Origin of the sequence: Burkholderia ubonensis subsp. mesacidophila (genome assembly GCF_002097715.1) — a bacterium.
GTDB classification, from domain to species: domain Bacteria; phylum Pseudomonadota; class Gammaproteobacteria; order Burkholderiales; family Burkholderiaceae; genus Burkholderia; species Burkholderia mesacidophila.
Window position 1 is genome coordinate 2,338,476 of record NZ_CP020738.1, and the last position, 26,038, is coordinate 2,364,513.

24 protein-coding genes and 2 pseudogenes are annotated in these 26,038 nt (G+C 67.5%); 6 read left to right on the forward strand and 20 right to left on the reverse strand.

All coding sequences use genetic code 11. The features are described 5' to 3' along the window. Positions 1–33: 33 nt before the first annotated feature. From B7P44_RS27920 to B7P44_RS27960, 9 genes and pseudogenes are all read right to left on the reverse strand, one after another. Entirely contained in the window at positions 34–1,374 is a 1,341-nt protein-coding gene (locus B7P44_RS27920) for an aspartate aminotransferase family protein (RefSeq protein ID WP_084909120.1), read from the reverse strand. A gap of 44 nt (positions 1,375–1,418) precedes the next feature. Further along, positions 1,419–2,921: an aldehyde dehydrogenase family protein gene (locus B7P44_RS27925; protein WP_084909121.1), complete on the reverse strand. Its 1,503-nt coding sequence runs from the start codon at positions 2,919–2,921 to the stop codon at positions 1,419–1,421. A 183-nt stretch (positions 2,922–3,104) separates the two neighbouring features. Next, positions 3,105–3,854, reverse strand: coding sequence for a helix-turn-helix transcriptional regulator (locus tag B7P44_RS27930; protein ID WP_084909122.1), 750 nt, complete (start codon positions 3,852–3,854; stop codon positions 3,105–3,107). Between the two features lie 165 nt (positions 3,855–4,019). Continuing rightward, positions 4,020–4,310 carry a hypothetical protein gene (locus tag B7P44_RS27935; protein ID WP_084909123.1) on the reverse strand — a complete coding sequence of 97 codons (291 nt, stop codon included), beginning with the start codon at positions 4,308–4,310 and terminating at the stop codon, positions 4,020–4,022. 61 nt (positions 4,311–4,371) lie between these two features. Continuing rightward, positions 4,372–5,187, reverse strand: a complete 816-nt coding sequence (locus tag B7P44_RS27940) for an alpha/beta hydrolase (RefSeq protein ID WP_084910063.1) — start codon at positions 5,185–5,187, stop codon at positions 4,372–4,374. A 19-nt stretch (positions 5,188–5,206) separates the two neighbouring features. Then, positions 5,207–6,499 (reverse strand): MASE1 domain-containing protein, encoded by a 1,293-nt coding sequence (locus tag B7P44_RS27945; protein ID WP_084909124.1) that lies wholly within the window; start codon positions 6,497–6,499, stop codon positions 5,207–5,209. Positions 6,500–6,829: 330 nt separating this feature from the next. Further along, positions 6,830–7,045, reverse strand: a pseudogene (locus B7P44_RS27950) (integrase core domain-containing protein); the annotation flags it as partial. Positions 7,046–7,104: 59 nt separating this feature from the next. Then, complete coding sequence (locus B7P44_RS27955; RefSeq protein WP_084909126.1) at positions 7,105–9,042, reverse strand: collagenase; 1,938 nt, start codon at positions 9,040–9,042, stop codon at positions 7,105–7,107. 464 nt (positions 9,043–9,506) lie between these two features. Beyond that, positions 9,507–10,249: pseudogene (locus tag B7P44_RS27960) on the reverse strand (hypothetical protein); the annotation flags it as partial. A 92-nt stretch (positions 10,250–10,341) separates the two neighbouring features. On the opposite strand from B7P44_RS27960, the gene B7P44_RS27965 reads away from it, so the two are divergent. After that, positions 10,342–11,133, forward strand: coding sequence for an SDR family NAD(P)-dependent oxidoreductase (locus B7P44_RS27965; protein WP_084909127.1), 792 nt, complete (start codon positions 10,342–10,344; stop codon positions 11,131–11,133). 27 nt (positions 11,134–11,160) lie between these two features. Here B7P44_RS27965 and B7P44_RS27970 read toward each other — a convergent pair whose 3' ends face one another. Both B7P44_RS27970 and B7P44_RS27975 read right to left on the reverse strand, forming a co-directional pair. Beyond that, positions 11,161–12,552: an RtcB family protein gene (locus B7P44_RS27970; RefSeq protein ID WP_084909128.1), complete on the reverse strand. Its 1,392-nt coding sequence runs from the start codon at positions 12,550–12,552 to the stop codon at positions 11,161–11,163. Positions 12,553–12,742: 190 nt separating this feature from the next. Then, the gene (locus B7P44_RS27975) at positions 12,743–13,726 is read right to left on the reverse strand and encodes an NAD-dependent epimerase/dehydratase family protein (protein WP_084909129.1); all 984 of its coding nucleotides are present in this window, start codon (positions 13,724–13,726) and stop codon (positions 12,743–12,745) included. Positions 13,727–13,824: 98 nt separating this feature from the next. Between B7P44_RS27975 and B7P44_RS27980 the strand changes: the two genes are divergently transcribed. After that, positions 13,825–14,742: a LysR family transcriptional regulator gene (locus tag B7P44_RS27980; protein WP_084909130.1), complete on the forward strand. Its 918-nt coding sequence runs from the start codon at positions 13,825–13,827 to the stop codon at positions 14,740–14,742. Positions 14,743–14,784: 42 nt separating this feature from the next. On the opposite strand, the gene B7P44_RS36775 is transcribed toward B7P44_RS27980, so the two are convergent. From B7P44_RS36775 to B7P44_RS28015, 7 genes are all read right to left on the reverse strand, one after another. Continuing rightward, positions 14,785–15,201, reverse strand: coding sequence for a hypothetical protein (locus tag B7P44_RS36775; RefSeq protein ID WP_133117929.1), 417 nt, complete (start codon positions 15,199–15,201; stop codon positions 14,785–14,787). Next, entirely contained in the window at positions 15,198–15,404 is a 207-nt protein-coding gene (locus B7P44_RS37645) for an oxidoreductase-like domain-containing protein (protein WP_231716731.1), read from the reverse strand. The genes B7P44_RS36775 and B7P44_RS37645 overlap by 4 nt, the downstream gene beginning before the upstream one ends. Positions 15,405–15,475: 71 nt before the next feature. Continuing rightward, positions 15,476–15,913 carry a hypothetical protein gene (locus B7P44_RS27995; protein ID WP_231716732.1) on the reverse strand — a complete coding sequence of 146 codons (438 nt, stop codon included), beginning with the start codon at positions 15,911–15,913 and terminating at the stop codon, positions 15,476–15,478. A gap of 204 nt (positions 15,914–16,117) precedes the next feature. Continuing rightward, positions 16,118–17,521, reverse strand: coding sequence for a cell envelope integrity protein CreD (creD, locus tag B7P44_RS28000; RefSeq protein ID WP_084909133.1), 1,404 nt, complete (start codon positions 17,519–17,521; stop codon positions 16,118–16,120). A 111-nt stretch (positions 17,522–17,632) separates the two neighbouring features. Then, complete coding sequence (creC, locus tag B7P44_RS28005; RefSeq protein ID WP_084909134.1) at positions 17,633–19,087, reverse strand: two-component system sensor histidine kinase CreC; 1,455 nt, start codon at positions 19,085–19,087, stop codon at positions 17,633–17,635. Between the two features lie 15 nt (positions 19,088–19,102). Further along, on the reverse strand, positions 19,103–19,804 hold the full coding sequence (gene creB / locus B7P44_RS28010) for a two-component system response regulator CreB (protein WP_084909135.1): 702 nt from the start codon (positions 19,802–19,804) through the stop codon (positions 19,103–19,105). A gap of 125 nt (positions 19,805–19,929) precedes the next feature. Next, complete coding sequence (locus tag B7P44_RS28015) at positions 19,930–20,643, reverse strand: SDR family NAD(P)-dependent oxidoreductase (protein ID WP_084909136.1); 714 nt, start codon at positions 20,641–20,643, stop codon at positions 19,930–19,932. Between the two features lie 229 nt (positions 20,644–20,872). Between B7P44_RS28015 and B7P44_RS28020 the strand changes: the two genes are divergently transcribed. Beyond that, positions 20,873–21,547, forward strand: coding sequence for a dihydrodipicolinate reductase C-terminal domain-containing protein (locus B7P44_RS28020; RefSeq protein WP_084910065.1), 675 nt, complete (start codon positions 20,873–20,875; stop codon positions 21,545–21,547). 20 nt (positions 21,548–21,567) lie between these two features. Here the strand turns inward: B7P44_RS28020 and B7P44_RS28025 are convergent, their stop codons facing one another. Together B7P44_RS28025 and B7P44_RS28030 are read right to left on the reverse strand one after the other, a co-directional pair. Beyond that, positions 21,568–22,371 carry an SDR family oxidoreductase gene (locus B7P44_RS28025; protein ID WP_084909137.1) on the reverse strand — a complete coding sequence of 268 codons (804 nt, stop codon included), beginning with the start codon at positions 22,369–22,371 and terminating at the stop codon, positions 21,568–21,570. Then, positions 22,368–23,201, reverse strand: a complete 834-nt coding sequence (locus B7P44_RS28030) for a MoaF C-terminal domain-containing protein (RefSeq protein ID WP_084909138.1) — start codon at positions 23,199–23,201, stop codon at positions 22,368–22,370. Before B7P44_RS28030 ends, B7P44_RS28025 begins: the two co-directional genes overlap by 4 nt. A 169-nt stretch (positions 23,202–23,370) precedes the next feature. Between B7P44_RS28030 and B7P44_RS28035 the strand changes: the two genes are divergently transcribed. The 3 genes from B7P44_RS28035 to B7P44_RS28045 all read left to right on the forward strand — a co-directional run bounded on the left by B7P44_RS28035 (position 23,371) and on the right by B7P44_RS28045 (position 25,943). Next, positions 23,371–24,171 (forward strand): AraC family transcriptional regulator, encoded by an 801-nt coding sequence (locus B7P44_RS28035; protein ID WP_084909139.1) that lies wholly within the window; start codon positions 23,371–23,373, stop codon positions 24,169–24,171. An 86-nt stretch (positions 24,172–24,257) separates the two neighbouring features. Continuing rightward, entirely contained in the window at positions 24,258–25,181 is a 924-nt protein-coding gene (locus B7P44_RS28040; protein ID WP_084910066.1) for a DMT family transporter, read from the forward strand. A 189-nt stretch (positions 25,182–25,370) separates the two neighbouring features. After that, complete coding sequence (locus tag B7P44_RS28045) at positions 25,371–25,943, forward strand: permease (protein ID WP_084909140.1); 573 nt, start codon at positions 25,371–25,373, stop codon at positions 25,941–25,943. Positions 25,944–26,038: the final 95 nt, after the last annotated feature.

Here is a 26,038-nt window from a genome sequence, read left to right on the forward strand (position 1 = left end):
CGCTCGCACCGCCCGCCCCGGCGACCGGCGCCGTTACGCGAACGGCACGGTTTCGAAGCCGGCCGCGAGCGCATCGACGATCCGGTCGAGCTGCTCGCGCTGGATCACGAGCGGCGGCGACAGGATGATCTTCGTGCCGACCGGACGCACCAGTACGCCGTGCTCGCGCGCGACTTCGGCCACCGCGTTCGCGTAGCCGGACAGCGGGTCGATCGGCTCGCGGGTCTGCTTGTCAGCGACGAGGTCGAGCGCGAGCATCAGCCCCTTGCCGCGCACCTCGCCGACCGCGGCGAAGCGCCCGGCGAACGGCTGCAACGCTTCCAGCAGGGTCGCGCCCTGCTTCGCCGCGTTGGCCGGCAGGTCTTCCTTCAGCACGATGTCGAGGCTCGCGATCGCGGCCGCGCACGCGACCGGATGGCCCGCGTACGTGTAGCCGTGCATGACCGCGCCGCCGAAATCGGCGTTCTGCGCGAACGCGTCCTCGATCCGCGCGTTGATGGCGGTCGCGCCGAGCGGCACGTAGCCGGACGAGATGCCCTTGGCGAGACACATGATGTCCGGACGGACGCCCCAGCCCCGGCTGCCGAACAGGCTGCCGCTGCGGCCGAAGCCGGTCACCACTTCGTCGGCGATCAGCAGCACGCCGTAGCGGTCGCACACCTCGCGCACCAGCGGCCAGTAGTTGGCCGGCGGCACGATCACGCCGCCCGCGCCCTGGATCGGCTCGGCGATGAACGCGGCGACCGTGTCGGGGCTCTGGAACAGGATCTCGCGCTCCAGCAGCTCCGCGCAGATCCGGCCGAGCGCTTCGGGGTCCTGCGTGAACGGGTTGCGGTACAGCCACGGCGTCTCGACGTGAAAGCAGCCCGGCAGGTTCGGCTCGTAGTTGCGGCGGAACACCGTGTTGCCGTTCACCGACGCGCCGCCGAAATGCGTGCCGTGGTAGCCCTGCTTCAGCGAGATGAACTTCGTGCGGTCGGCCTGGCCGCGCACCTTCCAGTACTGGCGCGCGATCTTCAGCGCGGTCTCGATCGAATCGGAGCCGCCCGAGCTGTACAGCACGCGGCGCATCCCTTCCGGTTCGAGCATGTCGATCAGCAGCTTCGACAGCTCTTCCGCGCGCGGGTGGCTGATCCCGTCGAACAGCTGGAAGTATTCGAGCTCGTCGAGCTGGCGCACGATCGCGTCCTTCACTTCCTTGCGGTTGTGGCCGACGTTGACGTTCCACAGGCCCGCGACGCCGTCGACGAGCCGCTTGCCGGTTTCGTCGTATACGTAGCAGCCGTCGCCGCGGACGATGCGGATCGGCGCGCGCCGCTTCATTTCGTTCGGGTGCAGCATCGGGTGCCAGAACTTCGCTTCGTTGTAGCTCATTGCAGTCTCCGCTTTGGGATGGGTGTGCAGGGCCGCGCCGCGCGTCAGTGCGCGATGCAGACGGATTTGGTTTCGGTGAAGCCGTCGATCGCGTACTGGCCGAACTCGCGGCCGATGCCCGACTGCTTGTAGCCGCCGAACGGCATCGACGGGTCGAGCGGGATGTGGCAGTTCACCCAAACCGTGCCGGCCTCGATTTGCGGCACGAGGTTCATCACGCGCGTCAGGTCGTTGCTCCAGATGCTCGCGGCGAGCCCATACGGCGACGCGTTCGCGAGCCGCACCGCGTCGGCCGCGTCGTCGAACGGCAGCACGACGACGACCGGGCCGAACACCTCGTCGCGCACGATCGCGCTGTCGGAGCGCGGGTCGGCGATCACGGCCGGCTTCACGAAATAGCCGGGCAGGTCGTCGGCTGGCGTGCCGCCGGCGAGAAACGTAAGGCCGTCGCGGCGCGCCTGCTCGATGTGCTGGACGACCTTGTCGCGGTGGTGCGCGGACACGAGCGGATTGACCTGCGCGGCCGTGTCGAGCCCCGGCCCGAGCTTCATCGACTGCGCGATGCCCGCGAGGCCGTCCGCGAGCTGCGCGAACTTGCTGCGGTGCACGTAGATCCGCGACGCGGCCGCGCACACCTGCCCCTGGTTGAAGAACGCACCGGCCGCGACGCCGTCGAGCGCCTGCTGCACGTCGACGTCGTCGAGCATCACGATCGGGTTCTTGCCGCCGAGTTCGAGCGAGAAGCGCGTCATGTTCTGCACGGCCGCCGTGCCGACCAGCTTGCCGGTTGCGGTCGAGCCGGTGAACGAGATCTTCGCGATCGACGGATGGCGCGCGAGCGCCGCGCCGCACACGCGGCCGCCCGTGACGACGTTGAACACGCCCGGCGGCACGCCCGCTTCCGATGCGAGCTCAGCGAGGCGCAGCGCGGTGAGCGGCGTTTCCGGCGACGGCTTCAGCACGATCGTGCAGCCGGCCGCGAGCGCGGGCACGAGCTTCCACACCGCGATCATCAGCGGGAAATTCCACGGCACGATCGCGGCGACCACGCCGACCGGCTCCTTGCGCGTGTAGGCCGTGTAGCGCGCGCCGGGCGGGAACGGGATCGACACGTCGAGCGTCTGGCCGGTGATCTTGGTTGCCCAGCCGGCCATGTAGCGCACGTATTCGACGCTCGCGCCGACCTCCAACGCGCGCGCGACGTGGATCGACTTGCCCTGGTTCAGCGTTTCGAGCTGCGCGAGGGTTTCGGCGTCGCGCTCGATCAGGTCGGCGAGCTTCAGCAGAATGCGTTCGCGGTCCGCCGGGCGCAGGCCGCTCCACACGCGCGCGTCGAACGCGTGTTTTGCGCTGGCAACCGCGCGCTCGACATCGTGCTCGTCGGCATCCGCGACCGTCGCGAGCCGGTCGCCGGTCGCGGGGTCGTGCACGTCGAGCCGCGCCGACGCGTGCGCGGGCTGCATGCCGCCGTCGATGAAAAGGCCGAAGTCGCGCGCGACGAAGCGGCGCACGGTGTCGCTGACGGCGACGAAGGTCGATGAGGTCATGGGCGTCTCGATAAGGGTCCTGGCGAGGCCGCGTGCCGGGGCACGCGGGCGTCGGACCACTGTATCGGGCGCGTCGGGAGCGCCGTGAGCGCAAATTGGCAAGCGCGTGCCTTGCGTCGCGTGCGAATGTTCAGACAGACGATCGCATCCGACGCGTGCCGATACCCGCCTGGTTTCTGAAGATCAGGATCGGGACGATGACAGGAACAGCGCGCCGACCAGTTCGGTGCGGTTCGATACGCCGAGCTTGCGGTACATGCGCATCAGGTGAGTCTTGATCGTCGGCTGGCCGAGCGCGAGATCGCGCGCGATCTCCTTGTTCGAGCAGCCGTCGCGCACGAGGCGCGCGATCTGCTCCTCGCGGTAGGTCAGGCGTTCCTCGCAACCGATCCGGTGGATGCCGCGCCGCGCGCGCAGCAGCGGGCTCAGCGCGGCTTCGGCGACCGGTTGCAGGCGCGCGAGCGCATCGATCTCGCCCGGCGCGAATCGGCCGGTCGCGCCTTCGCCGGTCGCACCTTCGCCGGCCGCGCCGACGCGCAGCAGCGAGAACGCGCCGACCGTGACGCCCGCATCGCGCAGCCAGATTTCGACCACGTCGGCGACGTCATGCCGCCTTAGAAAGCGAGTCCAGTACGCGGACGCGTCGCGGCATGCGTCAGGCAGTTGCGACGCGAGCGTGACGACCGCGCCCTCGCCCGCCGCGCAGCGGGACGGATGCAGCGGATCGAGCATCCGGTAGCGGGCGACGTAGGTGCGGTGCATCGATTCCGGCATCCCGAACAGCTCGAAGTCGGCGGGCTCGCCGCTCGCGTCGAGCCGGTAGAACACGATCGCCGATGGGCTCGCGAATGCGTCGAATGCCGCCACGCACGCGCGCAGCGCGCGGCGCCAGTCGGCGGCGTCGGGATCGGACGGAGCGGATAAGGTCGGCATGATGGATATCGGCAGGCGGACAGACGCGTCGAACGTCAGCGCAGCCTACGGGCGGCGGCAAGCGGCGCATGAGCGCAAATCGGCAATTCGTCGCGGTGACGATATGCGCCTTGCTGACGCGACAAGGCACCGGCCTCCGCCCGCATACGCCGGCGCGCCCCAGGATCAGAAATCCAGGGCCATCACAATCGCCCGAGCTTTCCCTCGTTCGAGGGTTTCCTGCACATTGGCGTCCCAGGTGTGTTCCACCACAAGGCTTCTAACGTCTTCCACACCGAAGAACTTCAACCAGAATTCGATGTAATCGGCTTGATATTTGAACCCGGGATTGCCGATACCCGCACCGGTATCGTGACTCTGTCCACGAACATGGATGACCAAGGCCCCTGGAACCTTCAGCAGCGGGCCGTATGCGTCACCGCTGACATTGCACTGCTCGATCATCCACTGGCGCATGCCGCCCCTGTCAAACACGGAGGCGCATCACCTGTGATGCGCCTGCGCCACCCGCGCACGGTCAGGGGCCGGACCGCGCCATCCTGCGCGCCATCGCGGGGCTTCCCGCATGCATGGGATCGAAGCCGAAGAACGCAAGCACCTGACGCGCGACTTCGTCGCGGTCGTTGTCCGCGCAGATCATATGATAGCTGTTCTCGAGCACAACCCCACGCGCGTCGGGGAGCGCCGAGCGAAGGAATTCGGCGGAGCGCAGGCTGGTCAGCTCGTCCTCGCGCGCATGCAGGATGAGCGTCGGGCAGCGTGTCTCGGGCGCGGCCGCGCGCACCCAGGCGCGCATCCGGTCCACTTGGCGGATGCATGCGAGCGGCACCCACGGATAATGAAAATTGTCCTGGCGCTCGAACTTCTTTTTCACAATCGCTCGGATCGTGGGATTCTTGATCCCGAACGGCTCACCCTCCTCGACCCGCAGCCGCTCCGACACCCCCGGCACGCGGTACAGCACGTGCCGCAGCGCGCTATACCACGGCGTCGACCAGCCGTCGATGAACACCGGCGCGGCCAGCAGCGCGAGCCGGCCGCGCGCGTGCCCGACGCGATGACACAGCAGCAGCGCGACGAGCGCACCCATGCACATGCCGGCGACGTGCAGCGTATCGTATTCGGCCGCGAGCGCATGGTACTGTGCGGCGACGGCGTCGAGCCATGCTTCCGCACGCACTCCCGCGAGATCCTCGGGGCACGTTCCGTGTCCCGGAAGCGTGATGATGTGTGCATCTCCGCCCGCTCGCCGCACGGCCTTGTGCAGCGAACCGAGGTCATATTGCGTGCCACCGAGTCCGTGGACCAGCAGGACACCTATGCGGTCGGCCATGATGATCGCCCGCTCCGACTCATTCATCGGCGGGATAGTGGCGCTCGATCTGCCACACGCCCGCGACCACCGTCACGTCGACATTCGAATCGAGCAGCGGCGCCCCGTGATCGGTGACCGCCTGCGTGCCGCCGTCCGGACGCACGACCCGCAGCGTTATCGCGGCGCGGTCCTCGCCCGCGATCTCCGCACGCCAGTAGCTGCGCAGCGTGTCGCGGTCGGTCGGATGCACGCGCTCGAACACGAGCGGTACGCTCGCGATCTGCGTGGCGTCGACGCCGAGGCCGAACACGCGCTCCACGTCGCCGCTCCATTCGATCCGACCGGATTCCGGATCGAGCACGTAAGCGATCTGGCCAGCGCTCGCGAGCGCGAGCTCCATGTTGTTCTGCAGAACCGCCGCGTGTTCGTGCACGCGTTCGCGGGTGGTCTTGAGCGTGCTTACAGTCAGCACCAGCAGCGACGCGATCGCGAGATACAGCTGCGCCTCGAGTAGCGAGCGGCCGTGATGTTCGTCAATCAGCACGAACGGGCCGCCGCCCAGCGCGGTCTGCAGGATAACGATCAGCGCGAGCACCAGCACCGACAACGAGCCGGCGCGGCCGCCCAGCAACACCGTGATCGCCACCGTCAGGAACAGCGGAATGTAGGTCATTGTGAAACCGACACCCGTGCCGAATTTCCGCGCGACGTCGCCATCGAAGATCGCGAGCGCGCCGATCGCCAGCAGCATGAACGACACGATACCGAGCGTCATGTCGAAGTGTTCTTGATCGCCTGAGCGATGCGCGCGAAAGCGCGACCACGACGCGAGCACGGGCGTGATCAGCAAGACGCCGACGAAGTCGGACGCCGCCCACACGAAGCCGACGTCGATGAACGACGCGCCCTTATTGATCGTGTACCACGCCGCCCCGCCAAGCGCGCCAAGCATGCCCGCGATCAGCCCGGCCAAGATCACCGAGCGCAGGAAGTACAGCCCGTCGAGCGAGAAGCGGATGCGCCGCACGAGCCAAACCGCGAGAGCGGCTGCGCCGACCTCATCAATCGTAAACAGCAACGCGTTGAACAGATTGCCTTGCTCGATGCTCGTCAGGGCGAGCTGCGCGACGAGAAACGCGCCGAAGAGCGCGAGCCATTCGCGCAGCGGCCGCAGCATGAATGCACCGACCACAACGCCCGCGGGCAGCCAGATATAGCCGGTCATCCTGACCGGGCCGTTGAAGAGATGCGAGATATAACCACTCGCGAGATACAGTGCCGCCCAGAGTAGCGCGGCAACGAATCCGGGCCGGGAGCGTGTGGTGTTCATCGAGAGATCCTCAAGTGCTGCGCCGCGTGGGTGCATGCGCCGCCCGGTCAGGTGGAGCGCGCCCGCGCCCTGTCTGCGCGTGGCCCGTACCATAGGCGCTGGTCGCGTCAAGATGCCGGAGCCGGGCGGGCGAAAATCCGAATTCTAGCGGATGAGAACTGTGCCTGTCGGTGCATTGCGCGCGGGCGTCGCGTACGGTCGCGATGTCCGACGGTGCTTGGCCGGGCATGCGACCGTGCAGCGATCGCGTTACTTCCACAGGCGCGACGGGACAAACCGCTCGCCACCTACGGCGTGTGGCAGGTGACCTGAGCGGAATTTTGTGCCCAATCAGGCAGTGAGCCTTGCGTCGATATTCTCGGAATCCAGCCAGGCTCGACGGATCGAGGCCGGAGGTTGATAGCGACGTGCGCTGTAAGGCCGGCGCTCGTTGTAGAACTGCCGCCAGCGTTCGATGATCACCTTGGCCTCGGCACTACTGCTGAGCCCTTGCCGGTTCAGCAATTCGTCACGCAGCTTGACGTTATAGCTCTTGACGAACCCGTTGTTCCGGCGGGCCACAGATTCATCACCCGTAGTGTGAGGCCGTGTCCGGGACGACAGGGCTAACGCCCCGTTTTCGTTGATGGCAACGGTGGCTCACCTGCCGTCGTCGCGCCGCGCGCCCAATCAACGAACTCGCTGTCGTAGCGGTTTCCAATGTACGCGACATAGTTCGCGTAGCCGTCGTAATCGCCCACGCGGAAACGTGACACGATCGTATCGACGTCAGCACGATGACGTTCAAACATGAAGCGCGTCGCCATGTAGCCCCATCGATACGCGCGCGCGACGTAGTCGCTGGACGAATAAAGCGTCTGAAACACGTCCGAGAGCCGATATGCAGCCGTGCGCGCGGCGTCGATCGATTCCTGGTCGTCATTCTTCCTGGAGATATACTCGGCAAGACCCTCGATCCACCATACGGTCGGCTTCGCGGTGCTTGCCGTGAAGTCGCCCTCCATGTCGTAACGGCCGTCGAGATAGTGCGTGAACTCGTGTTCGAGGTTCCAGACCTTGAACTCCGGCCGCAGCCACGAGGCTTCGTGCGCGATGAAGCGCGCCTGATTACCGGGCGCCGACGGATCGCCTTCAACGTACATGCCACCGTTATCGGTGCTGATTCCGTAGATTACCGAAGCATATTTTCGATAATTGTCGTAATCGCCGAATACGACGATTTCGATCGTGTCATTGTGATCGTTCGCGACCGGCACATGTCCCGTCTTCATCATCCGGTGGAAATAGTCCTCCTCCTGCGCGACCGCCATGCATGCCGACTGAAATTGCGGCACCGTCATGTCCTGCGCGAGAATGCGCACGCTCGCATTGCATGAGTACCGATGCGTGAGCACCGCATCGATGAGCCGTTTCTGATAGTCACACGTGCCGTAGTCCGCGCAGTTTCCCGGATCGCCGTAATCGACCGCTTCCGCTGCCGCGAGCCATAGGTCGTTGTCCGTGCCCGTCATGGTCGTCGACGCGAGCATGTCTTGAATCATCCTCTTCACACGCGGCTTCTGCGACGGATAGCGGAGAAAACGATACGTTTCGCGCGCCGCGTCGGCGAGCTGATAGGCGGCACTGGTGTTCGACAAGTACGCGCGATTCGCCGTGACGAAGAGATTGAGCGTCTCCGGCAGCGTCGCATCGCTGTCGAGCATCTGCTGCGCGCCGCTGCGCTGATGCGCATAGAAGAACACGCTCAGCAAGCCGGTGAAGCCACCCGCCGCGCTTCGCTGCAGCAGTGGTGCCGCAGCCTGCGGGTTGGTTGCGCTCGCGGTGTAGAACGCGACCCGGTCCTTCAGCGCCGGCAGGTAGTACGCCTCGTCCTTCATGTTCGTGATGAGGTTCATCAGCTCGTTAGCGGTACTCGGCGCGCGCGAATTTTCGCGATAAAGCGCGTCGCCGGCGAGGCTCTGCAAAATATACGAACGCAGCCAGACCACGAGACCTGGAACCGGATCAGAAAGTCCGGATGCATCATATTGGAAATAAGCAGATCTCAGATAAATCAGCAAATTTACCAAAATCAGGTTGCTTGCATCATAACGATTTATTTCTTGAGCGAAACGGCTCGCAACGGCCTGCACATTTTCCGCATTGAAAATCTGCGCGGCCATCACTCTATCAACCGAGAATAGCCCATAATGACATTCATAATCCGGGAGATTGGCTATGTAATCGGCAAGCGCTGCACCGTGATATTGGGTCATTATTGACATGTCGCGACAATCGGCTCCAGGCTGAGTGCGCTTGTTGGGCTTCACTGATTGCTTCTGCCGCAACGGCTCCATCAGTGTTGCGCGATCATACTTGCTGAGCGGCAGGTTGTATTTGGCCTGGTCCGGCGACAGTGGGAGATTCTGCGGTGTGCGTGGCATACGCGCCTGCTTTGCGTGCATAGGCTGCGAATTCGCCCAGGCGGCACCAGCAAAAACCACCCCCATTAGAACCGAAGCGGTCACAATAAAACGATTGGCGACATTACGAAGATTTTCCATGTTAGGTATGGTTACCGTTTAATTTATCGATAACTATGTATAGTAAATCTCTTAAGAAATTCAAGATCGATTTATAAAATTTCCAGGATGCAAACGATCGACTTTATAATTTAAAATTTCGGACACTTGCAATCCTTGAGCCCGAGATAGTAGCCAAATGGCTCGTTTGGATTGATTTCGATTGCAAATGTCAACCAACGCACCGTAAGCCAATTCGTGCCGCAACGATTCGAATGGTGCGAAGGTCGGTTGCACTGTGTCGATCGGCCGGATGGCCGTTTGCATCACGGTCTTCTGCGCCAGCGGCTTCAACGGCTAATAAGACGTTCGCGCCCGCGTCTCGACCGGCTCGACGTCGCACGAAAACAGATTGATCACCGGCGTGCGAAACAGGCACGCGTATTCAGCCGAAGCGCCAGCCCGCGCCGCACCACTCCGAACTGCTGCGCCCGGGCATAGCCGACTCAATACGTGCGGCCGCGCTGGAAATAGATGTTGCGCCAGCCGCCGGGTGCGAGCGCGACGCCGACGTCCACGGGCCCAAATGCGGTCGTGAGGCTGGTGAATAACGAGTAGCTCTGCTCGAGTGAACCACCGCCGATTCGTGAATCGCCAATGGTTAGCGCGTTGAGTGTCCACACGTTGCCTGCCTCTGCGCTCGCGCCGACGTAGAGAGCCTTGATCGGCGACGCATTAAACGTCATCAACTGGTTCATGCAGGTGACCTATCGGTGTAGAACGGAATGTTGTAGGTCGCCGAGCCGGTACCGTGCGCGTACGCGAGGCCGATCCGGAAGTCGCCGAGGCGGCTGATCGACAAGCCGAAGTCGATGCCAACCCGCTGCGTCTTCAGCCTGTACTGCGTGATCTTGATGTCGACGCTGGGATCGTAAGCGTTCGCGTAGCGTCGCACGAATTCCGCGTACGGCGCGATGTAGTAGTCGATCGTGTTCGACGGCTGCTGGCGCAACGCGACAGGCGCCGACTGCATGTCACTGCCGAGCGTCGTGTCCGCGCGGAATCCGAGGCCGGACAGCGTGAGCCACGGCCGACGGTAGCCGACGCGCAGCCTAAAGCCTCCTTCGTCGCTCGAACTGCTCGACATTCCGAGCCCGAGCAGCAGGAAGTTCGGCCCCCAGTACTTCTCCCGCGCGTCGATCACGAGCCGGTGCTGGTCGCCTTCGCTAACGATTTGCTGCGTGACGTTATTCCCCGCTTCACATTCACCCATTCGGCTGATACCCGCGCGGCCTCGCGCCGCCTACAGTAACCGGGATCGACACCCAACCGGAGAATGACATGACCCACGCGCCTCCCCGCACGATCGTGATCACCGGCGCGGGCACCGGCATCGGCGCCGCGTGCGCGCGGCGCTTCGCCGGCCACGACGACCGGGTCGTGCTGATCGGCCGGCGTCAAGCGCCGCTCGACGCGCTGGCGGCCGAAACCGGCGGCCTCGCGCTCGCCGGCGACGCCGCGAGCACGGCCGACTGGCTCCGCTTCATGCCGCGTATCGCCGAGCGCTTCGGCCGCATCGACGCGCTCGTCGCCTGCGCGGGCGGGCACGGCCTCGGCCGCGCGGACGAAACCGGCGATGCGCAGTGGCGCGACGCGCTGCAAGCGAACCTCGACACCGCGTTCGTCAGCGCCCGCGCGTGCCTGCCCGACCTGATCGCGCAACGCGGCAGCATCGTGCTGGTCGCGTCGATCGCGGCGCTCGCGGCCGGGCCCGGCGTGTGCGGCTACACGGTCGGCAAGCATGCGCTGCTCGGGCTCGCGCGCTCGCTTGCGCGGGACTACGGGCCGCACGGCGTGCGCGCGAACGCGGTATGTCCGGGATGGGTGCGCACGCCGATGGCCGACGCGGAAATGGAACCGTTGATGGCGCGGCACCGCGAATCGCTCGACGCTGCCTATGCGCGCGTCAGCGCCGACGTGCCGCTGCGGCGCGCGGCCGAGCCGGACGAAATCGCAGCGGTGTGCGCGTTCCTCGCGTCGCCGGACGCGTCGTTCGTCACCGGCGCGACGCTCGTCGCCGACGGCGGCGCGATGGTCGTCGACGTGCCGACGCTGGCATTCGCCGGTCTGTGATGCGGCGACGTGCAACGCCGGCCTCCGTCACGCCTTGAACGTGATCCACGGCTTGAGCCGCACCGCGCTGCGAATCAGGCCGGCCTGTTCCTGCGCGTCGATCACCGGTCCGATCGGCTTGTACGCTTCCGGCGCTTCCTCGATGCGACGCTCCTCGCGCAGCGTGACGCACGTCCATGCGCCCGGCGCCCGCTCCGTGCGCAGCCGCCTGACGGCCTGCCGGCGCACGCTCCGGCCGGCGCCGTGGCTGCAGGACCACAGCCAGTCCGGATGACCGAGCCCCGTCACCAGGAACGACGCGTCGCCCATTGACCCCGGGATCAACGCGAGGTCGCCTTCGCGGGCCGGCGTGGCGCCCTTGCGATGGATATTCATCCCGTCCTCCCGAAGCACGACGTTGTGCGGAACGTCCACGACCAGTGTCGAATTCGCCGCGCCCGTCAGCTCGGCGAGTTCCTTGCGCACCATCTCGGCGAGCACCACGCGATTCAGCCACGCATAACGCGCGGCCGTGCCCATTGCGGCCAGATACTCGCGCGCCAGCTCCCCGGAGAGTCCATACAGGCCGCTCTCCGGATGCTTCAAGCCCGCCGGCCAGGCCGCACGCGCACGATCCATCCAGCGCCGCCCGACGTAGAAGCCGACATCGCGCGAGCCGCTGTGGATCATCACGACGACGTCGTCACGCGCGAGCCCGGCGCGATAGGCCGCATGCCGGTCGAGCACCTCGTCGACGACCTGCAGCTCGACGAAATGATTGCCCGAACCCGGCGTGCCGAGGCACGGATCGCGAAACGTTTCCCGGGCCCCGACGTGCGCGTCCGGCGCGTACTTCGAGCTGCCGTCGAACCGGTCGAGACCGATGCACGCAGACAGCTCGCGCACGAGCCGGTCGCGATCGACCTGCTGCCAGATGCCCTGCGGCGCGACACGATCGACGAACGCCTCCGGGCCCGTGTCGAACAGCGCCCGGAATGCGGCGCCGTTGACCGGCACATCCCGGTGGTCCGCCAGGATCGCGCGGGTCAGGCGCTCGACGATGCGCGATTCGAGCGGCGCGAGCGACGACCGCTTGAGTCCGGTCGTCAGCAGGCGCATCCCGCAGTTGATGTCGGTGCCGACCGCGGCGGGAATCACGAACGCGTCGTCGGTCGCGACGATCGATCCGACGGGCGCGATGCCGCCCGGATGAAAGTCCGGCGTCGCGCACGCCTTGCAGACGCCGTGGCGATGATCGGGCGAACGCACCGCCGCGAAGGACAGCAGTTGCCGCACCGCCTTCTCCTCGAGCGGCAAGGCGGCGGGCAACAGCACGGAGGCCTGCGACTGTTCGTTGCGCAGGTGGTAGACGCCGGCCTGGTAGTCGACGCGGATGCCTTGCCGTTGCAAGGCTTTTTTCAAGCGGGGAAAAGTAGACATCGCTGCTTGGCATGAAAAAGGTACGACGCGACCTCCGGCAAACCGGTGGTCTCGAGTACCTTCCCGCAGCAGCGTCAAGGAAGGGAGCGCGGATCTTAGCAGAAGCGCATCGCGGACGGGAAGGCGGTGATGTACGTCCTGTCGCGAGCCGCCAACACGCCGGCGCTTCCTCGTCCGATCGGCGCGCCGTTCACCGCAAACACCCCAGCCCCAACAGCGTCGCCTCGACAGCCACGTCGAGCGGCGTATGCGGCTCCCGCCCCAGCACCGCGGTCAGCCGCGCGTTGTCCAGGCGAACCTGTTCGCGCCACAGGTAGCGCATCTCGAGCAGCTCGCGCAGCGTCAGCACGAACGGCGACGCCGCGCGCACGAGCCACCACGGGAAACGCCGCAATGCCGGACGCACCCCGTGCCGCTGCGCGACGCGGCAGATCGCCTGCGCCATTTCCGTCCCGTCCGCGTCCCAGTGCCCGGCCAGGTGGAAGCGCGCGAACGGCGCCAGCGTCTCCCGCCGCGCGATCAGCTCCACCATCGCGCGGGCGACGTCCGGCAGGTACGCCCATTGATGGCCGACGCCGCGCCGCCCCGGCAGGCTCACGGTCCTGAGCGGCTGCCCGGGCTTCACCAGCCCCTGCGAAAACCAGTTGTTGCCGGCCCGCGGCCCGAAGAAATCGCCCGCACGCACGACGATCGTCCTGACGCCACGCCCGGCCGCGTCCTGCAGCCGGCGCTCCAGTTCGACCCGGATCGCCCCCTTGCGGGTGGACGGATGCTGCGGCGCATCTTCATGCAGGACCGGAAACGCGTCGGCGCCGTAGTTGTAGACCGTGCCCGGCAGCACGACGGTCGCGCCCGCCGCCGCCGCGGCCGCCGCGATCGTGTTGTCGATCATCGGCAGCACCCATTCGGACCAGCGGCGATAGCCCGGCGGATTGACCGCATGCACGATCACCGCGCAGCCGCGCGCCGCCCGCATCACGGCGTCGCGGTCGAGCGCGTCGCCGCGCACCCAGGTCAGCCCGTCGAGCTGCGCCGTCTCGTCCGCCAGCCCGCGCCGCAGCGCCCGCACCTGCCAGCCCGCGTCACGCAGCTGCCGCGCGACTTCCCCGCCGATGCCCCCTGTCGCGCCGAGCACCAGCGCCTGCCGTTCCTTTCGATGACCTTCCGCCGCCATTGCCGCTCTCCTGAAATGCATCCGTCGTGAGCGCATTCTGGGCTGCATCGGGATAACAAGGAATTGGAGAACATAGTCGATCCGCTATACATTTCCGTATGGCCTCTGATCTCAATTGGGAACTGTATCGAACCTTCCTCGCGGTGCTGACCGAAGGGTCGCTGTCGGGCGCGGCGCGCGCGCTCGGCATCACGCAGCCGACGGCGGGCCGGCACGTCGCCGCGCTCGAAGCGGCGTTCGGCCAGACCTTGTTCACCCGCTCGCCGTCCGGGCTGCTGCCGACCGAGGCCGCGCTGGCGCTGCGCGGCCATGCCGAGACGCTGCGCAGCGCGGCCGCCGCGTTCGAACGCGCGGCGGCGAGTCACGGCGCCGGGGTCAGCGGCGTCGTGCGGATTTCGGCAAGCGACGTGATCGGCGTCGAAGTGTTGCCGCCGATGCTGACGCAGTTGCGGCGCGACCATCCCGGGCTCGTCGTGGAACTGGTGCCGACCGACCGCATCCAGGACGTGCTGAACCGCGAAGCCGACATCGCGGTCCGCATGGCGCCGCCCGCGCAGGATGCGCTCGTCGCGCGGCGCATCGGGAACATCGGCCTGGGGCTGTATGCGCGCGACGACTACCTCGCCGAGCACGGCACGCCGGCGACGACGGCCGAGCTCGCGCGGCACGCATTGATCGGGTTCGACGCAATGACGCCGTTCGTGCGCGCGGCGGCGCGCGCGCTGCCCATCTGGAATCGCGACGCGTTCGCGCTGCGCACGGACAACAACCTGGCCCAACTGGCGCTGATCCGCGCGGGATTTGGAATCGGCATCTGCCAGACGGCGCTCGCGAAACGCGATGCGCGGCTCGTGCGCGTGCTGCCGGAACAGGTCGCGCTGACGCTGGAAACGTGGGTCGTCATGCACGAAGACTTGCGCGCGAGCCCGCGCTGCCGGGCGACGTTCGATGCGCTGGTGCGGGGGTTGCTTGCGTATGTCGGCGACGAGACTGAACGTCACCCCGGAGACCGATAGACGGCAGCGAGGCATCCGCTCGCGCCGAACCTTGCGTTGCGCTCAGAGCGCTTGCAACTCAAACCAATCGGGAACGTATTGCTCGCAGATGAAGAAATCGTCGATATAGGCGAGCCCGAGTCGTTCCAGCGATCTCGTGCACGCGTCCGCGGCATCGCCCCCGAAGAATGGTCCGAGCGACACCATCGTGTCGGACTCGTCGAAACAGCGTGAGAAATTGAATTCGGCGTAGATCGCCGAGAGGTCGATGGCCTTGTCGACGAGGGCCGCACGTCGAATCACGATCCCGAAGTCTCTCGATATTTTCATCTTTGTCCACTCGAATCGAGCCGGCATCCCGCCGCGCCGGTTTCCCGTCGCACCAGCAACTGTCTTGCCAGCACCTCGTGCGCCCGCGTCACCACGTCCCTTTCTTCGGGCATCGGCGGCTGCACGCGACCGCGTGAGCTTGCGGCTCACCGGCGCCGCTTGCGTTTCGCCTGTCGCGCGTCCCATTCGGCCAGCTCGACGCGATAGCGCTCCATCGCATCGTCGTACAGATCGAAGATGCACGGCGAGCAGCCGCTGTTGCAGCAGTCTTCCAGTTCCGGTTGCTGAGGCGGGGTCGGACGCGGATCGTCGGCGGACGGCTCCGCAGACGCCGGAGAAGCAGGCTTGGGCACGGCGCGGATCGGGTGACGGGGAACGCCCAGTATAAGTGGATGCCGCGCGACCTGCCGGCAACGCCGTGACGTCAGATCCCGAGTATCGTCACCCTGTCGTGCAGCGTGCGGACGTCGCGCGTCCATGCGTCGATCTCGGCAATGACATTCGCAAGCGCATCGCAGCAGGCATCCAGACGATCGACGAACGCCTGCCGCGAACCGCGGAAGACGAAACCGAGCCGGTCGAGCGCCTCGGTTCGCTGCGCGGCGTCACCGAGCATCCGGCGCGTGTCGTTCAGTTCGGCGACGATCAACAGCCAGTAGGTCATGCCGATTCCGGTGAACGCGAAATGGTCGTAGTCGGGAATCTGTCGCTCAATCGCCGGCTCGAGCAGGCCGAAGACTTCCTCCTCGAAGAACAGCGAGCCGGCATTCCAGCTTTTCTGCGCATACGGCCCGCCCATGAGCTCGATGTACGCGGTGCCCTCGAGCTCTGCGAGATCCCTGATGATCCGGATATCGTCCATGTGTCGTTGTCGCCACGACGCTGCGTCGTCGCGCATTCATCCATAACGGCGCGATTGTCGGCGAACCGGGCGGCGCTGTCGACAGCCTGACGATCGAGATCGCGGCGAGCGCCGAAATCCCGCGCGCCCATTTCTCCGAGTGTCGTCGCTGAGGCACGCCGGCCGGGAGCATCCCGGCCGGCCACCTCCGTCAATTGCGCGCGATCACCGCGCCGGCGCGTCCGGCTTCGCCGCCCCCGTATCCGGCTTGTCGGCCAGCGGCTGCCACGCCGCGCCGACCGAATACCAGTCGATACGCCGGGTGAGCGTCATGATGCCGGCGAGGATCGCGAACAGCAGCAGCGAACCGAGCATCAGCGCATTGTCTTCCGACAGCAGCAGCCCATAGAGCGCCGCGTACAGCGTCGCCAGCAGCCCCGCAAACGCGGCCCCGCGCTTCGCGCTGTCCAGCACGAACGACAGGTAGAAACCGAGCAGGCCGATGCACGCGCCGCTCGCCGCGAGATACGCGTAGCAGAACGCGATGTGCTCGGACAGGCTCAGCAGCAGCAGGAAGAACAGCGCGAGCGACAGGCCCACCAGCAGGTACTGGATCGGGTGAATGCGCAGCCGCTTCACGAGCTCGAACATGAAGAAGCTCGCGAAGGTGAGCATCACGAACAGCGCCCCGTACTTCGTCGCGCGCTCGGCTTCGAGATAGACGTTGACCGGCTCGATCAGCGAGACCGATGCGGCTTCGAGCACCTCGTCCCCGCTGCCCGCCGCGATCTGCTCGCGCACCTTCGTGTTGAAGGACGTCAGGCTCCACGCGCTCGTGAAGCCGCCGGCATCGACGGTGCGGGTGCGCGGCAGGAGCGCGCCATCGAAACTCGGATGCGGCCACGCGGATTTCAGCGAGAAATCGTTCTGGTCGGCGATCGGCGCGAACGCGACGGATTGGGCCCCCGACAGCGGCAGCTCGATGCTGAACGGTACGACGTTTTCGGCGGATGCGACGGTGGACGCGGCGGGGAACGCCCCGAGGTCGACGTCCGCATGCACGCCCTGACGCAGGCTCGCGAGCTGCGCACCCTGCGCCATCGACAGGCGCTTGCCGCCGAGCACCAGCACCGGCTGCGCCATCAGGCCGCGAATGTCGCTGATGCCGACCGCGAGGTACGGATTGCCGATCGCGAAGCTCACGTGGCCGGCCGACTGCCCCAGCTGCTTCAGGTCCGGCAACGCGAGCGTGCCCTCCCAGCGGCTCTGCAGGTCGTACACCAGCGCCTTGTGAATGCCGCGATAGCGGACGCTGGTCGCAAGACCGCCCTTGACGTTCAGGGTCTTCGGGAACACCAGCAGGCGTTTCTCTTCGGTCTGCAGGCGCTCGCTCGCCGGCTGGCCGGGCGCCGCGTCGGTCCGCACGCGGGTGATTTCCTTGTACGGCACGACCAGGATCGGCCCGGTCACCGTCTGCGGCCCCGCAAAGCTGGACCAGATGCTTTTCAACGCGTCTTCGCGGTACGACGCGCGCTCCCGCACGATGCTGCTCACCAGTTGCAGCGGAATCAGGATGAGCAGCACGAGGGATGCAGTGATCAGGGACTTGAACAACAGGACTCGATTCATGTGAGCGGATACCGGAGTGGAACAGTCCGGTAAGCATGATCGTGCCGGGTGAAGCGCCGCCGAAGCGGGGGTGAAGCGAATGTGTGGCGAACGTGAAGCGGGCTCCGGGGCTCAGCCCGCCGACGGCAGCGTCAGCGTCGCGCAGGCACCGCCCTCCTCGCGATTGGCGAGCGCGATGCCGCCGTGGTGCAGCATCGCGACCTCGCGCACGAAGCACAGGCCAAGGCCCGTGCTGCGATCGCGGCCGTCCGGCCGCGGCAGCGAATAGAACCGCTCGAACACCCGAGCCATCGCGTAGTCGGGAATGCCCGGGCCGTCGTCCGTCACGCGGATCGCGGTGACGTGCGTCCTGCCCGCCGCCTGCCGCTCCACCGCGACCTTGACGACGCTGCCGCGCGGCGCGAAATCCAGCGCGTTCTCCAGCAGGTTGCCGAGCGCCTGGCGCAGCAGGAATGCATCGCCTGCCACGACCGCGGCGTCCCCGCGCGCCGCCGGCCGCTCCAGTTGCAGCGTCACCCCGCGCTGCCGCGCGCGCGGCTCGGCATCCTCCAGCAGCTGTTCGAGCAGCGGCGTCAACGCGACCGTTTCGTGCACCGACAGGCGCTGCTTCTGCTCGACCTCGGCCAGCGCCAGCAGCTTGCGGATCATGTGCTCGAGACGGCCGGCCTGGTGACGGATGTTGTCCGTGAAGCGCCGGCGGTGCGCGACGGGCATCTCTTCCTGCAGCAGCTCGGCCGCGCCGCTGATGGCCGCGAGCGGGCTCTTCATCTCGTGCGTGAGCGTGTGGATGTAGTTCTCGACGTACTGCCGGTCCTCGAGGCGCTGGTGCATGCTCTCCACCGCGCGCCCGAGTTCCGCGAGCTCGTTGGCGCCCTGCAGCGGCATGACCGCGCGCTCGCCCGACGCGATCGTGCGCGCATAGCGCTGCAGCCGGCGCAGGCCGAGCACCAGCCACCACGTGCACGCGACGCCGATCAGGATCGCGCCGCCCATCAGCAGCGCCCCGTACAGCATGATCTTGCGCTGGCTGCGCGCGATGAACGGCGCGACGGCCTGGTTCGGCTTCGCGATGGTCAGCACGCCGATGATCGCGTTGCCCTTGCGGATCGGCGCGGCGACGTGCATCACGGTGCTGCCTTCGTCGTTCGGGTCCACGCGCGTGCTGCGCGCGCCGTACTCGCCGCGCAGCGTCCGGTAGACGTCGTTCCAGCGCGAATAGTCCTGGCCGAGCGCCTCGCCCGCCGAGTCGTAACGCACGATCCCGTGCGCGTCGGTGACGTAGATGCGGTAGCTGATCGTGTCCTTGCGCATGCCCCAGACATCCGCGCGCACCGGGCTCGCATGCAGCTTTTCGAGCTGCCGGGCAAAGGCGCCGTCGCCGATGTGGCCGCTCGCCATGTCGTCGGCGGCGAGCGTGGCGAGCACCTGGGCCGTGTCGACCAGCGTGTCCTCCATCGCTTCGCGCACGCCCGGTTTGACTTCCTGGACGAACACCCGCAGCGTGATCAGCGCCGCGAGGCCGACGATCAGGAAGAAGCCGAAAAAGATCCGCAGTCCGATATGCATGTGGAGTGGCCCGCGTTACGGTTGCAGCGAATAGCCCATCCCGCGATGGGTGCGGATCGGGTCGCGCGCCGGATCGATCGCACGCAGCTTCGCGCGCAGCGTCTTGATGTGGGTGTCGACCGTGCGGTCGGTCGTGTCGATCGCGTCGCGCCACACGAGGTCCATCAGCTGGTCGCGCGAATAGATGCGCCCGGGGTGCCGGACCAGCAGCGCCAGCAGGCCGAATTCGTAGCGCGTCAGGTTCAGCGTCTGGCCGAGCCACGCAAGCCGCGCGCCGTCCACGTCCAGCGCGAAGCCCGGCGCCACGTCCGGCGCGCTCGGCCCCTGCGCGGGCGGCGGCACGGCCGGCCGGCTGAGCCGGCGCAGGATCACCCGCACCCGCGCAGCCAGCTCGCGCGGGGAAAACGGCTTGACCACGTAGTCGTCCGCGCCGATTTCCAGTCCGACGATCCGGTCGATCTCGTCGTGCCTGGCGGTGAGGAAGATCACCGGCACGTCCGTGAACGTGCGCAGCGTCCGGCAGACTTCGAAGCCGCTGATGTCGGGCAGGCCGACGTCGAGCACGACGAGATCGAAGCGCGCTTCGCGCAGGCGTTCGAGCGCGGCATGCCCGAGCGTGCAGTGCACGGTCTGCATGCCGTCCGTGCCGAGCGCGTAGACGATCGTGTCCGCGATGGCCATTTCGTCTTCGACCACCAGGATATTGGGTTGAGTCATTGTTTTTGGGTCTGCTCGCACTATGCGGTCCGATATTTTACGCACGGCACCGGCAGGCCCATCGAAAAACGCCGGCCGCGGATGTCCGCCCCGGCGTTGCGCCGGTCGCGCGGCGCGGCGCCAGCCTACTCGACCCGGCCGGTCACCGGAATCCACGCGCCGCGGATCGCCTGCGCATCCGCGGACAGCAGGAACCCGATCGTCGCCGCGATCTGGTGCGGCTGGACCCAGCGCGTGAAATCCGCATCGGGCATGTCCTTGCGGTTCTGCGGCGTGTCGATGATGCTCGGCGCGATCGCGTTGACCGTCACGCCCGTGTCGCGCAGCTCCGCCGCGAGCGCTTCGGTCAGCCGCGCGACGCCCGACTTCGCGGCCGCATACGCGCCCATGCCGGGCCCCGCCTTGAGCGCCGCGCCCGCGCCGATGTTGACGATCCGGCCCGACGGACGTTGCAGCAGATGCGGCAGCGCCGCCTTCGACGCGTTCAGCGCCGTCTTCACGTTGAGCGCATACATCCGGTCCCAGGTGGCGACGTCGCCGTCGGCCACCGTTTCCCATGCGAACGCGCCCGCGATGTTGAGCAGCGCATCGAGCCGGCCGAACTCGCGCTGCACGGCATCGAGCGCCTGCACGGCGGCCTGCTCGTCGACCAGGTCCACGCCGCCGACGCGGTACGCGCCGTCAAGCCCGGCGGGCAGCGTTTCCGCGGCCGGCGCCGCGCCCCGGCCGATCAGCGCGATGCGCGCACCTCGCGCGCCCAGCCACGCCGCCGTCGCGAGGCCGAGATGACCGAAGCCGCCGGTGATCGCCACCACCGATCCGTTGATGCCGGTTTCCATCGATTCCACCTCCTGGTTGGTCGATTGCGGTGCGCATGCGATGTGCGGTGTACGCGCCGCCCTCGGCCATTCTGGCATGCATGCGCGCCGCCGGCCGGCGCGCGCGCCGATGTCCGGGCATAATGCGTCCGGCAAATCGGGGCGCTGGCGCATCGAACCGTTTCATCCGTCAACGCAACGGTGCGCGAAACGCCCGAATCGTTTCATCGAATCTCATCCAGTCAATCACATGCAAGTCGTCGTCGTTGGTTCAGGCAAGCTGGCAACCGAGCTGCTCCGCTCGCACAACCTGGACACCCCTTATCAGGTCGTATCGTGGTCGGACAGCGCGCGAGCGGACGTCGCGTCGATCGTCGTACACGCGGGGTCCGGCCGGGAACTCCCCGCCGTGATCGCGTTCTGCAACGCGACCGGTTCGCCGCTCGTCGAGCTTTCCACGGGCTCCGATCTCGAAACCGGGTCTCACGATTTCCCGGTCGTGCTCTGTCCGAACACGAATATCCTGATGCTCAAGTTCATGAGCATGCTGGAAACGAGCGGCCATCTGTTTCGCAACTGCGATATCAGCCTCGTCGAATCGCATCAGGCAACGAAGACGTCCGTGCCCGGCACCGCGGTCGGCATCGGCCGATCGCTCGGCTTGCAGCCGCAGGACATCCAGTCGGTGCGGGACCCCGACGTGCAGCGCCGCGAGCTGCACATCCCCGACGACGAACTCGGCCGCCACGCGTATCATCGGGTCCGCATCGAAGACGGCGCCTGCAGCCTGCAGCTCGAATCGCGCGTCTACGGTGCGTCGCCCTACGCGGACGGCGTGTCGCGCATCGTCGAAGCGGTGGGCCGCCACGCGCTCGAAAAGCGCCGCTATCCGGTGATGGAGTTCGTGCGCAACGGCTGGCTGTAGCCGCGCCTCGTCCTCGGCCGTCACGCGAGGACCGCCCCGCTCTCCGGCAACGTCGCGCCGCCGTCGACGACGATCGTCTGTCCGGTCACATACGACGCATCCGCGGACGCGAGAAACAGCATTGCATTCGCGACATCCTCCGGCTCGCCCATCCTCGCGAGCGGAATGTCGCGCGCGATCTGCGCGGCGACCGACGCACCGCCGAGATTGTCCGCCGCCGGCGTCCGGATCATCCCCGGCTCGACGCCATTGACCGTCACGTTGCTGCGCGCGAGTTCCAGCGCCGCCGCCCGAATGAAGCCGTTCACGCCCGCCTTCGATGCCGCGTAATGCGCGAGCCCCGGATACGCGACGCGCGGCCCCGTGACCGACGACGTGACGAGCAGCCGCCCCGCCCCCGCGCGGACGAACGCCGGCAGCGCCGCCTGCGCGAGCCAGAACAGCGCGGACAGGTTGACGGACAGCGTCCGCTCGAGCAGCGCTTCGTCGATCCGTGCGAACGGCGTCAGCGGAAAGTACGCGGCGTTATGGACGACGACGTCGAGCCGCCCGCCGTCCCGCTCGACCGCCGCGACGAGCGCGTTCAGTTCGTCGCGGCTCGCCGCATCGACGCGATACGCGCGCGCCGTTCCGCCCGCGTCGGCGATCGCCGCCGCCTGCGCGGCGGCGGCTTCCTGCTTCAGGTCAGCGAGCGCCACGGCCGCGCCGGCCTGCGCGAAGCGCCGCGCGATCGCCGCGCCGATGCCCTGCGCGGCGCCCGTGACCAGCACGACCCGTCCGGCGAAATCCGCGTTCAGCCGGCCGCTGCCGAGCGCGGCGCTCATTGCCCGGCCTCGCCGTCGCGCGGATGCACGGTTTCGTTCAGCACGCGCGCATGCGCGCCGACCGGGAAATTCGACAGCGACCCGAAATCGCCGCCCCGATAGCCGAAGATCTTGCCGTCCGTCTTGCGCTGTGCGAGATCGATCAGCACGACGCCGAGCGTCGGCACCACCTTCTCGCGCCACACGAACAGGTACAGCGCGTCCGCGAGCTTGAAACAGTGGCAGCGGTCCACGTCGGCCAGCCCGCGCTCGACGCCTTCCAGGCATTGCCACGCATAGAAGTGCTCGTTCAGGTAGATGTGCTCGTAGCATTCGGTCGGACTGTAGCGATACATCGTCCGCTTGCCGATCAGCTCGCGGGTCGGCGCGTGCAGCGGCCCCGGCTGCGCATGGCCGCCGATGGTGCCGTGCCGGAATGCGACGCCGACACCGGTCAGCGGCAGCCCGTGCGCGACGCGCGTGAAGGCGTCGATGCGCGTGTCCGCCTCGGTCGGCAGCGTCCCGGTCACCGACGTCCACACGCCGCGCTCCGTGTCGATCACGAGGCTCACCGACGTCGCGCGCGCGGTCGAATCGACATAGTCGACGAAGACCAGCCCGCCGCGCAGTTGCGTCACGCGGCACGGCTCGCAGCCCTCTTCACCGGTTGCCGCATCACGCCACTGCAGCATGCGCGGCCCGAACGTATAGACGCGCGATGCGCCGGATGCGTCGTCGAGCGCGAGGGTCTGTCCCGCGAGCGCATCGGCGGGCGCAACGAGGTTCGCGTCCGGCGCGAAGCCGTCCGCGAGCGCGCCCACCTGGATGAATACCGGATCCTGTCGTTCCACTGCCGTCTCCCGCGCAGCTTCAGGCCCGGCGGGCCGTGTACGCTGCTCTTTCGACATGGTGCTTGCAGTGCGCGGCGCGCGGTATCGGCCAAATGGATGAACTGCGCGCGCCGGCCGAACGCGCTAAAGTGCGTCTGATCCGCGCCGGCCCGGCGCGCGAGGAGCACACATGCATCGCGTCACGCATTACCGCCGCACCTGTGAAGGCGTCGAGGCGATCAGCCTCGATTCCGACCGCGCGTTCCCGCGACACGCGCATGACGAATTCGGCGTCGGCTTGATCGTCAGCGGCGCGCACCGGTCGTGGAGCGGCCGCGGGCAGGTCGACGCGCAGGCCGGCGACGCGATCATGGTCAACCCGGGCGAAGTGCACGACGGCGCGCCGCTCGGCAGCGACGCAGGCCGAAGCTGGCGAATGCTGTACCTCGCGCCCGCGCTCGTCGCGCGCGTCGCGGCCGAAGAAGGGCTCGGCGAAGTCGAGCTCGCGCATCCTTCGGTGCGCGACGCGCGGCTGGCCGCCGCCGTGAGCCGGCTCTACGCGCGCATCGTCGGCGACGAGGACGGCACGCCGCTCGCCCGCGACGAAGCGCTCGTGATGCTCGTCGCGGGGCTGCTCGCGCGGCATGCGAACCGCGCGCTGCCCGCGCCCGGCGCCACGCCCGCGATCCGCGCCGCGCGGGAACGGCTCGATGCGGCCCCCGCCGCGCCGGTCTCGCTCGCGGAACTGGCGGGCTTGAGCGGCATCAGCCGCTTCCAGTTGCTGCGCGGCTTTGCGCGCGAGCTCGGCATTACGCCGCATGCGTACCTGATCCAGGCGCGTGCGCGCCTTGCCCGTGCGTTGCTCGCGCGCGGCCACCCGATCGCCAACGCCGCGGCCGAAGCGGGATTCGCCGACCAGAGCCACCTGACGCGCGCGTTTGCGCGCCAGTTCGGGATCACGCCCGGACAGTTCGCGCAGGCGACGCGATAGCCGATGCGGCGCGCGCCGTCATGCGCACCATTACGCTGCAATTTCGTTCAAGACGCGCGCCGCCCCGTCACGCGACGATGCGGCGCATGAAGACACGACTGATCGGTTATCTCTATCTCGCCGCCGCGATGACGGGCGTCGGCAGCACCGTCATCGCGAGCCGCCTCGCCGCCGGCGGCTTGCCGCCGTTCACCGCGACCGCGCTGCGCTTCCTGATCGCGACACCGTTGCTGTTCGCGTTGATGCGCGCGCAACGATTGCGCTGGCCGCGCCTGTCGCGACGCGACGCGGGGCTGCTCGTCGTGCAGGCGGCGGCGGGCGGCGTCGGCTACACGGTGCTGCTGATCTGCGGCACGCGGTTGTCGTCGCCGCTCGACGCAGGCGTGATGCTCGGCACGCTGCCCGCGATGTCGACGCTGATCGCCGCCGTGCTGCTCCGCGAGCGGCAGACGCCGCGCGACTGGGCCGCCGCCGCGCTGGCAACGTGCGGCGTGCTGCTCGTCACGTTCACGCCCGGCCACGCAGCGCCGTCGATGCGGGCGCTGGCCGGCGACGCGCTCGTGCTGGCAGCCGTCGCATGCGAAGCCGTGTTCATCCTGCTCAACCGGCGGCTCGCGGTTCCGCTCGCGCCGCTGGCGCTGTCGACGACGATGTCCGGGCTCGGCTTCGCGCTCGCGCTCGTACCGGCGGCATTCGAATGGCACGCGGCCACGACCGGCTGGACCTCGGGCGCGATCGCGGCAGTCGTCTACTACGCGCTGGTGCCGACCGTGCTCGGCTACCTGTGCTGGTATGCGGGTTCGGCACGCACGAGCGGAACCGAAGCGGCGCTGTTCACCGCCTTCGCGCCGGTCTCTGCGGTGCTGTTCGCCGTGACGCTGTTCGGAGAGACGCTGAACGCCGCGCGGCTTGCCGGCATCGCGCTGGTCGTCGCAGGCGTGCTGGTCGGCGCGCTGCGGCGCCGCACGACGACGTCGCACACGCGGCGCTCGATCCGCTCGTCCGCGTGACTCGCGTCACACGCCCCGTCGCATGAAAAACCGGCATCCCTGTTCATCCGTATGCCGCTCGCCAGGCGAGCATGACATGCTCACGCATGCACTTAAGGAATGTGTCCGCCCGGCGCAAAACCGTTGCGCGCCATCGCGCAAGATGCAATATTCGCGTCTCTGAGCGCATCGAAAACAACACGGAAAGCCATGAACAGGAAAGAAGCCAGGACCAAACTCGCGGCCATGCTGTCGGCGGGCTCGACGAAGGGCGACGCGTTTGCCGCCCTCTCCGGACAAGGCCTCAAGGATCGCGTGCTGGCGAGCCTGATCGCGTCCCGCCCGGACCCGGAACGCTGCCGGCGCAACAAGCTGCATGTCCGCATCCTGGTCGGGCTCGGCATCCTGCAACTGCTGTTCAGCCTGTGGGTTGCCGTCACGCTTGCAATCGACGCCGCGACGGTCGGCCCGGTGACCGCGAGCGACTGGGCGGTGATCGGGCTTTTCCTCGCGATCACGGTGCCGATCTCGCTGCTGTTCATCTGGGGGTTCGCGACGCACCGGGTCGGCGCCTATCACGCGTACATCGCGCTGCTGATCGTGCAGATGCCAAAGCTGATCGGGCGCCTTGCCGCCGACCTCACCCCTTCGCTGGCCGGCCTTGCGATCTCGATCGCGCTCGTGGCCTATGTCTATTTCGTCCGCAACCGGCTGTTTCCCGATTACGTGTGGTTCTGGCCGCGCAAGGTGGACAACCGCTACGCGTTCGTGGAGCACGCCTGAGGCCGCCTGCGCCCGCCCCGACGCAAACAAACGGCGCCGTGCCGCCCCGCCATCGCGGGAGCGGCACGGCGCTCGTCATTTCCCGACGCGGTTCG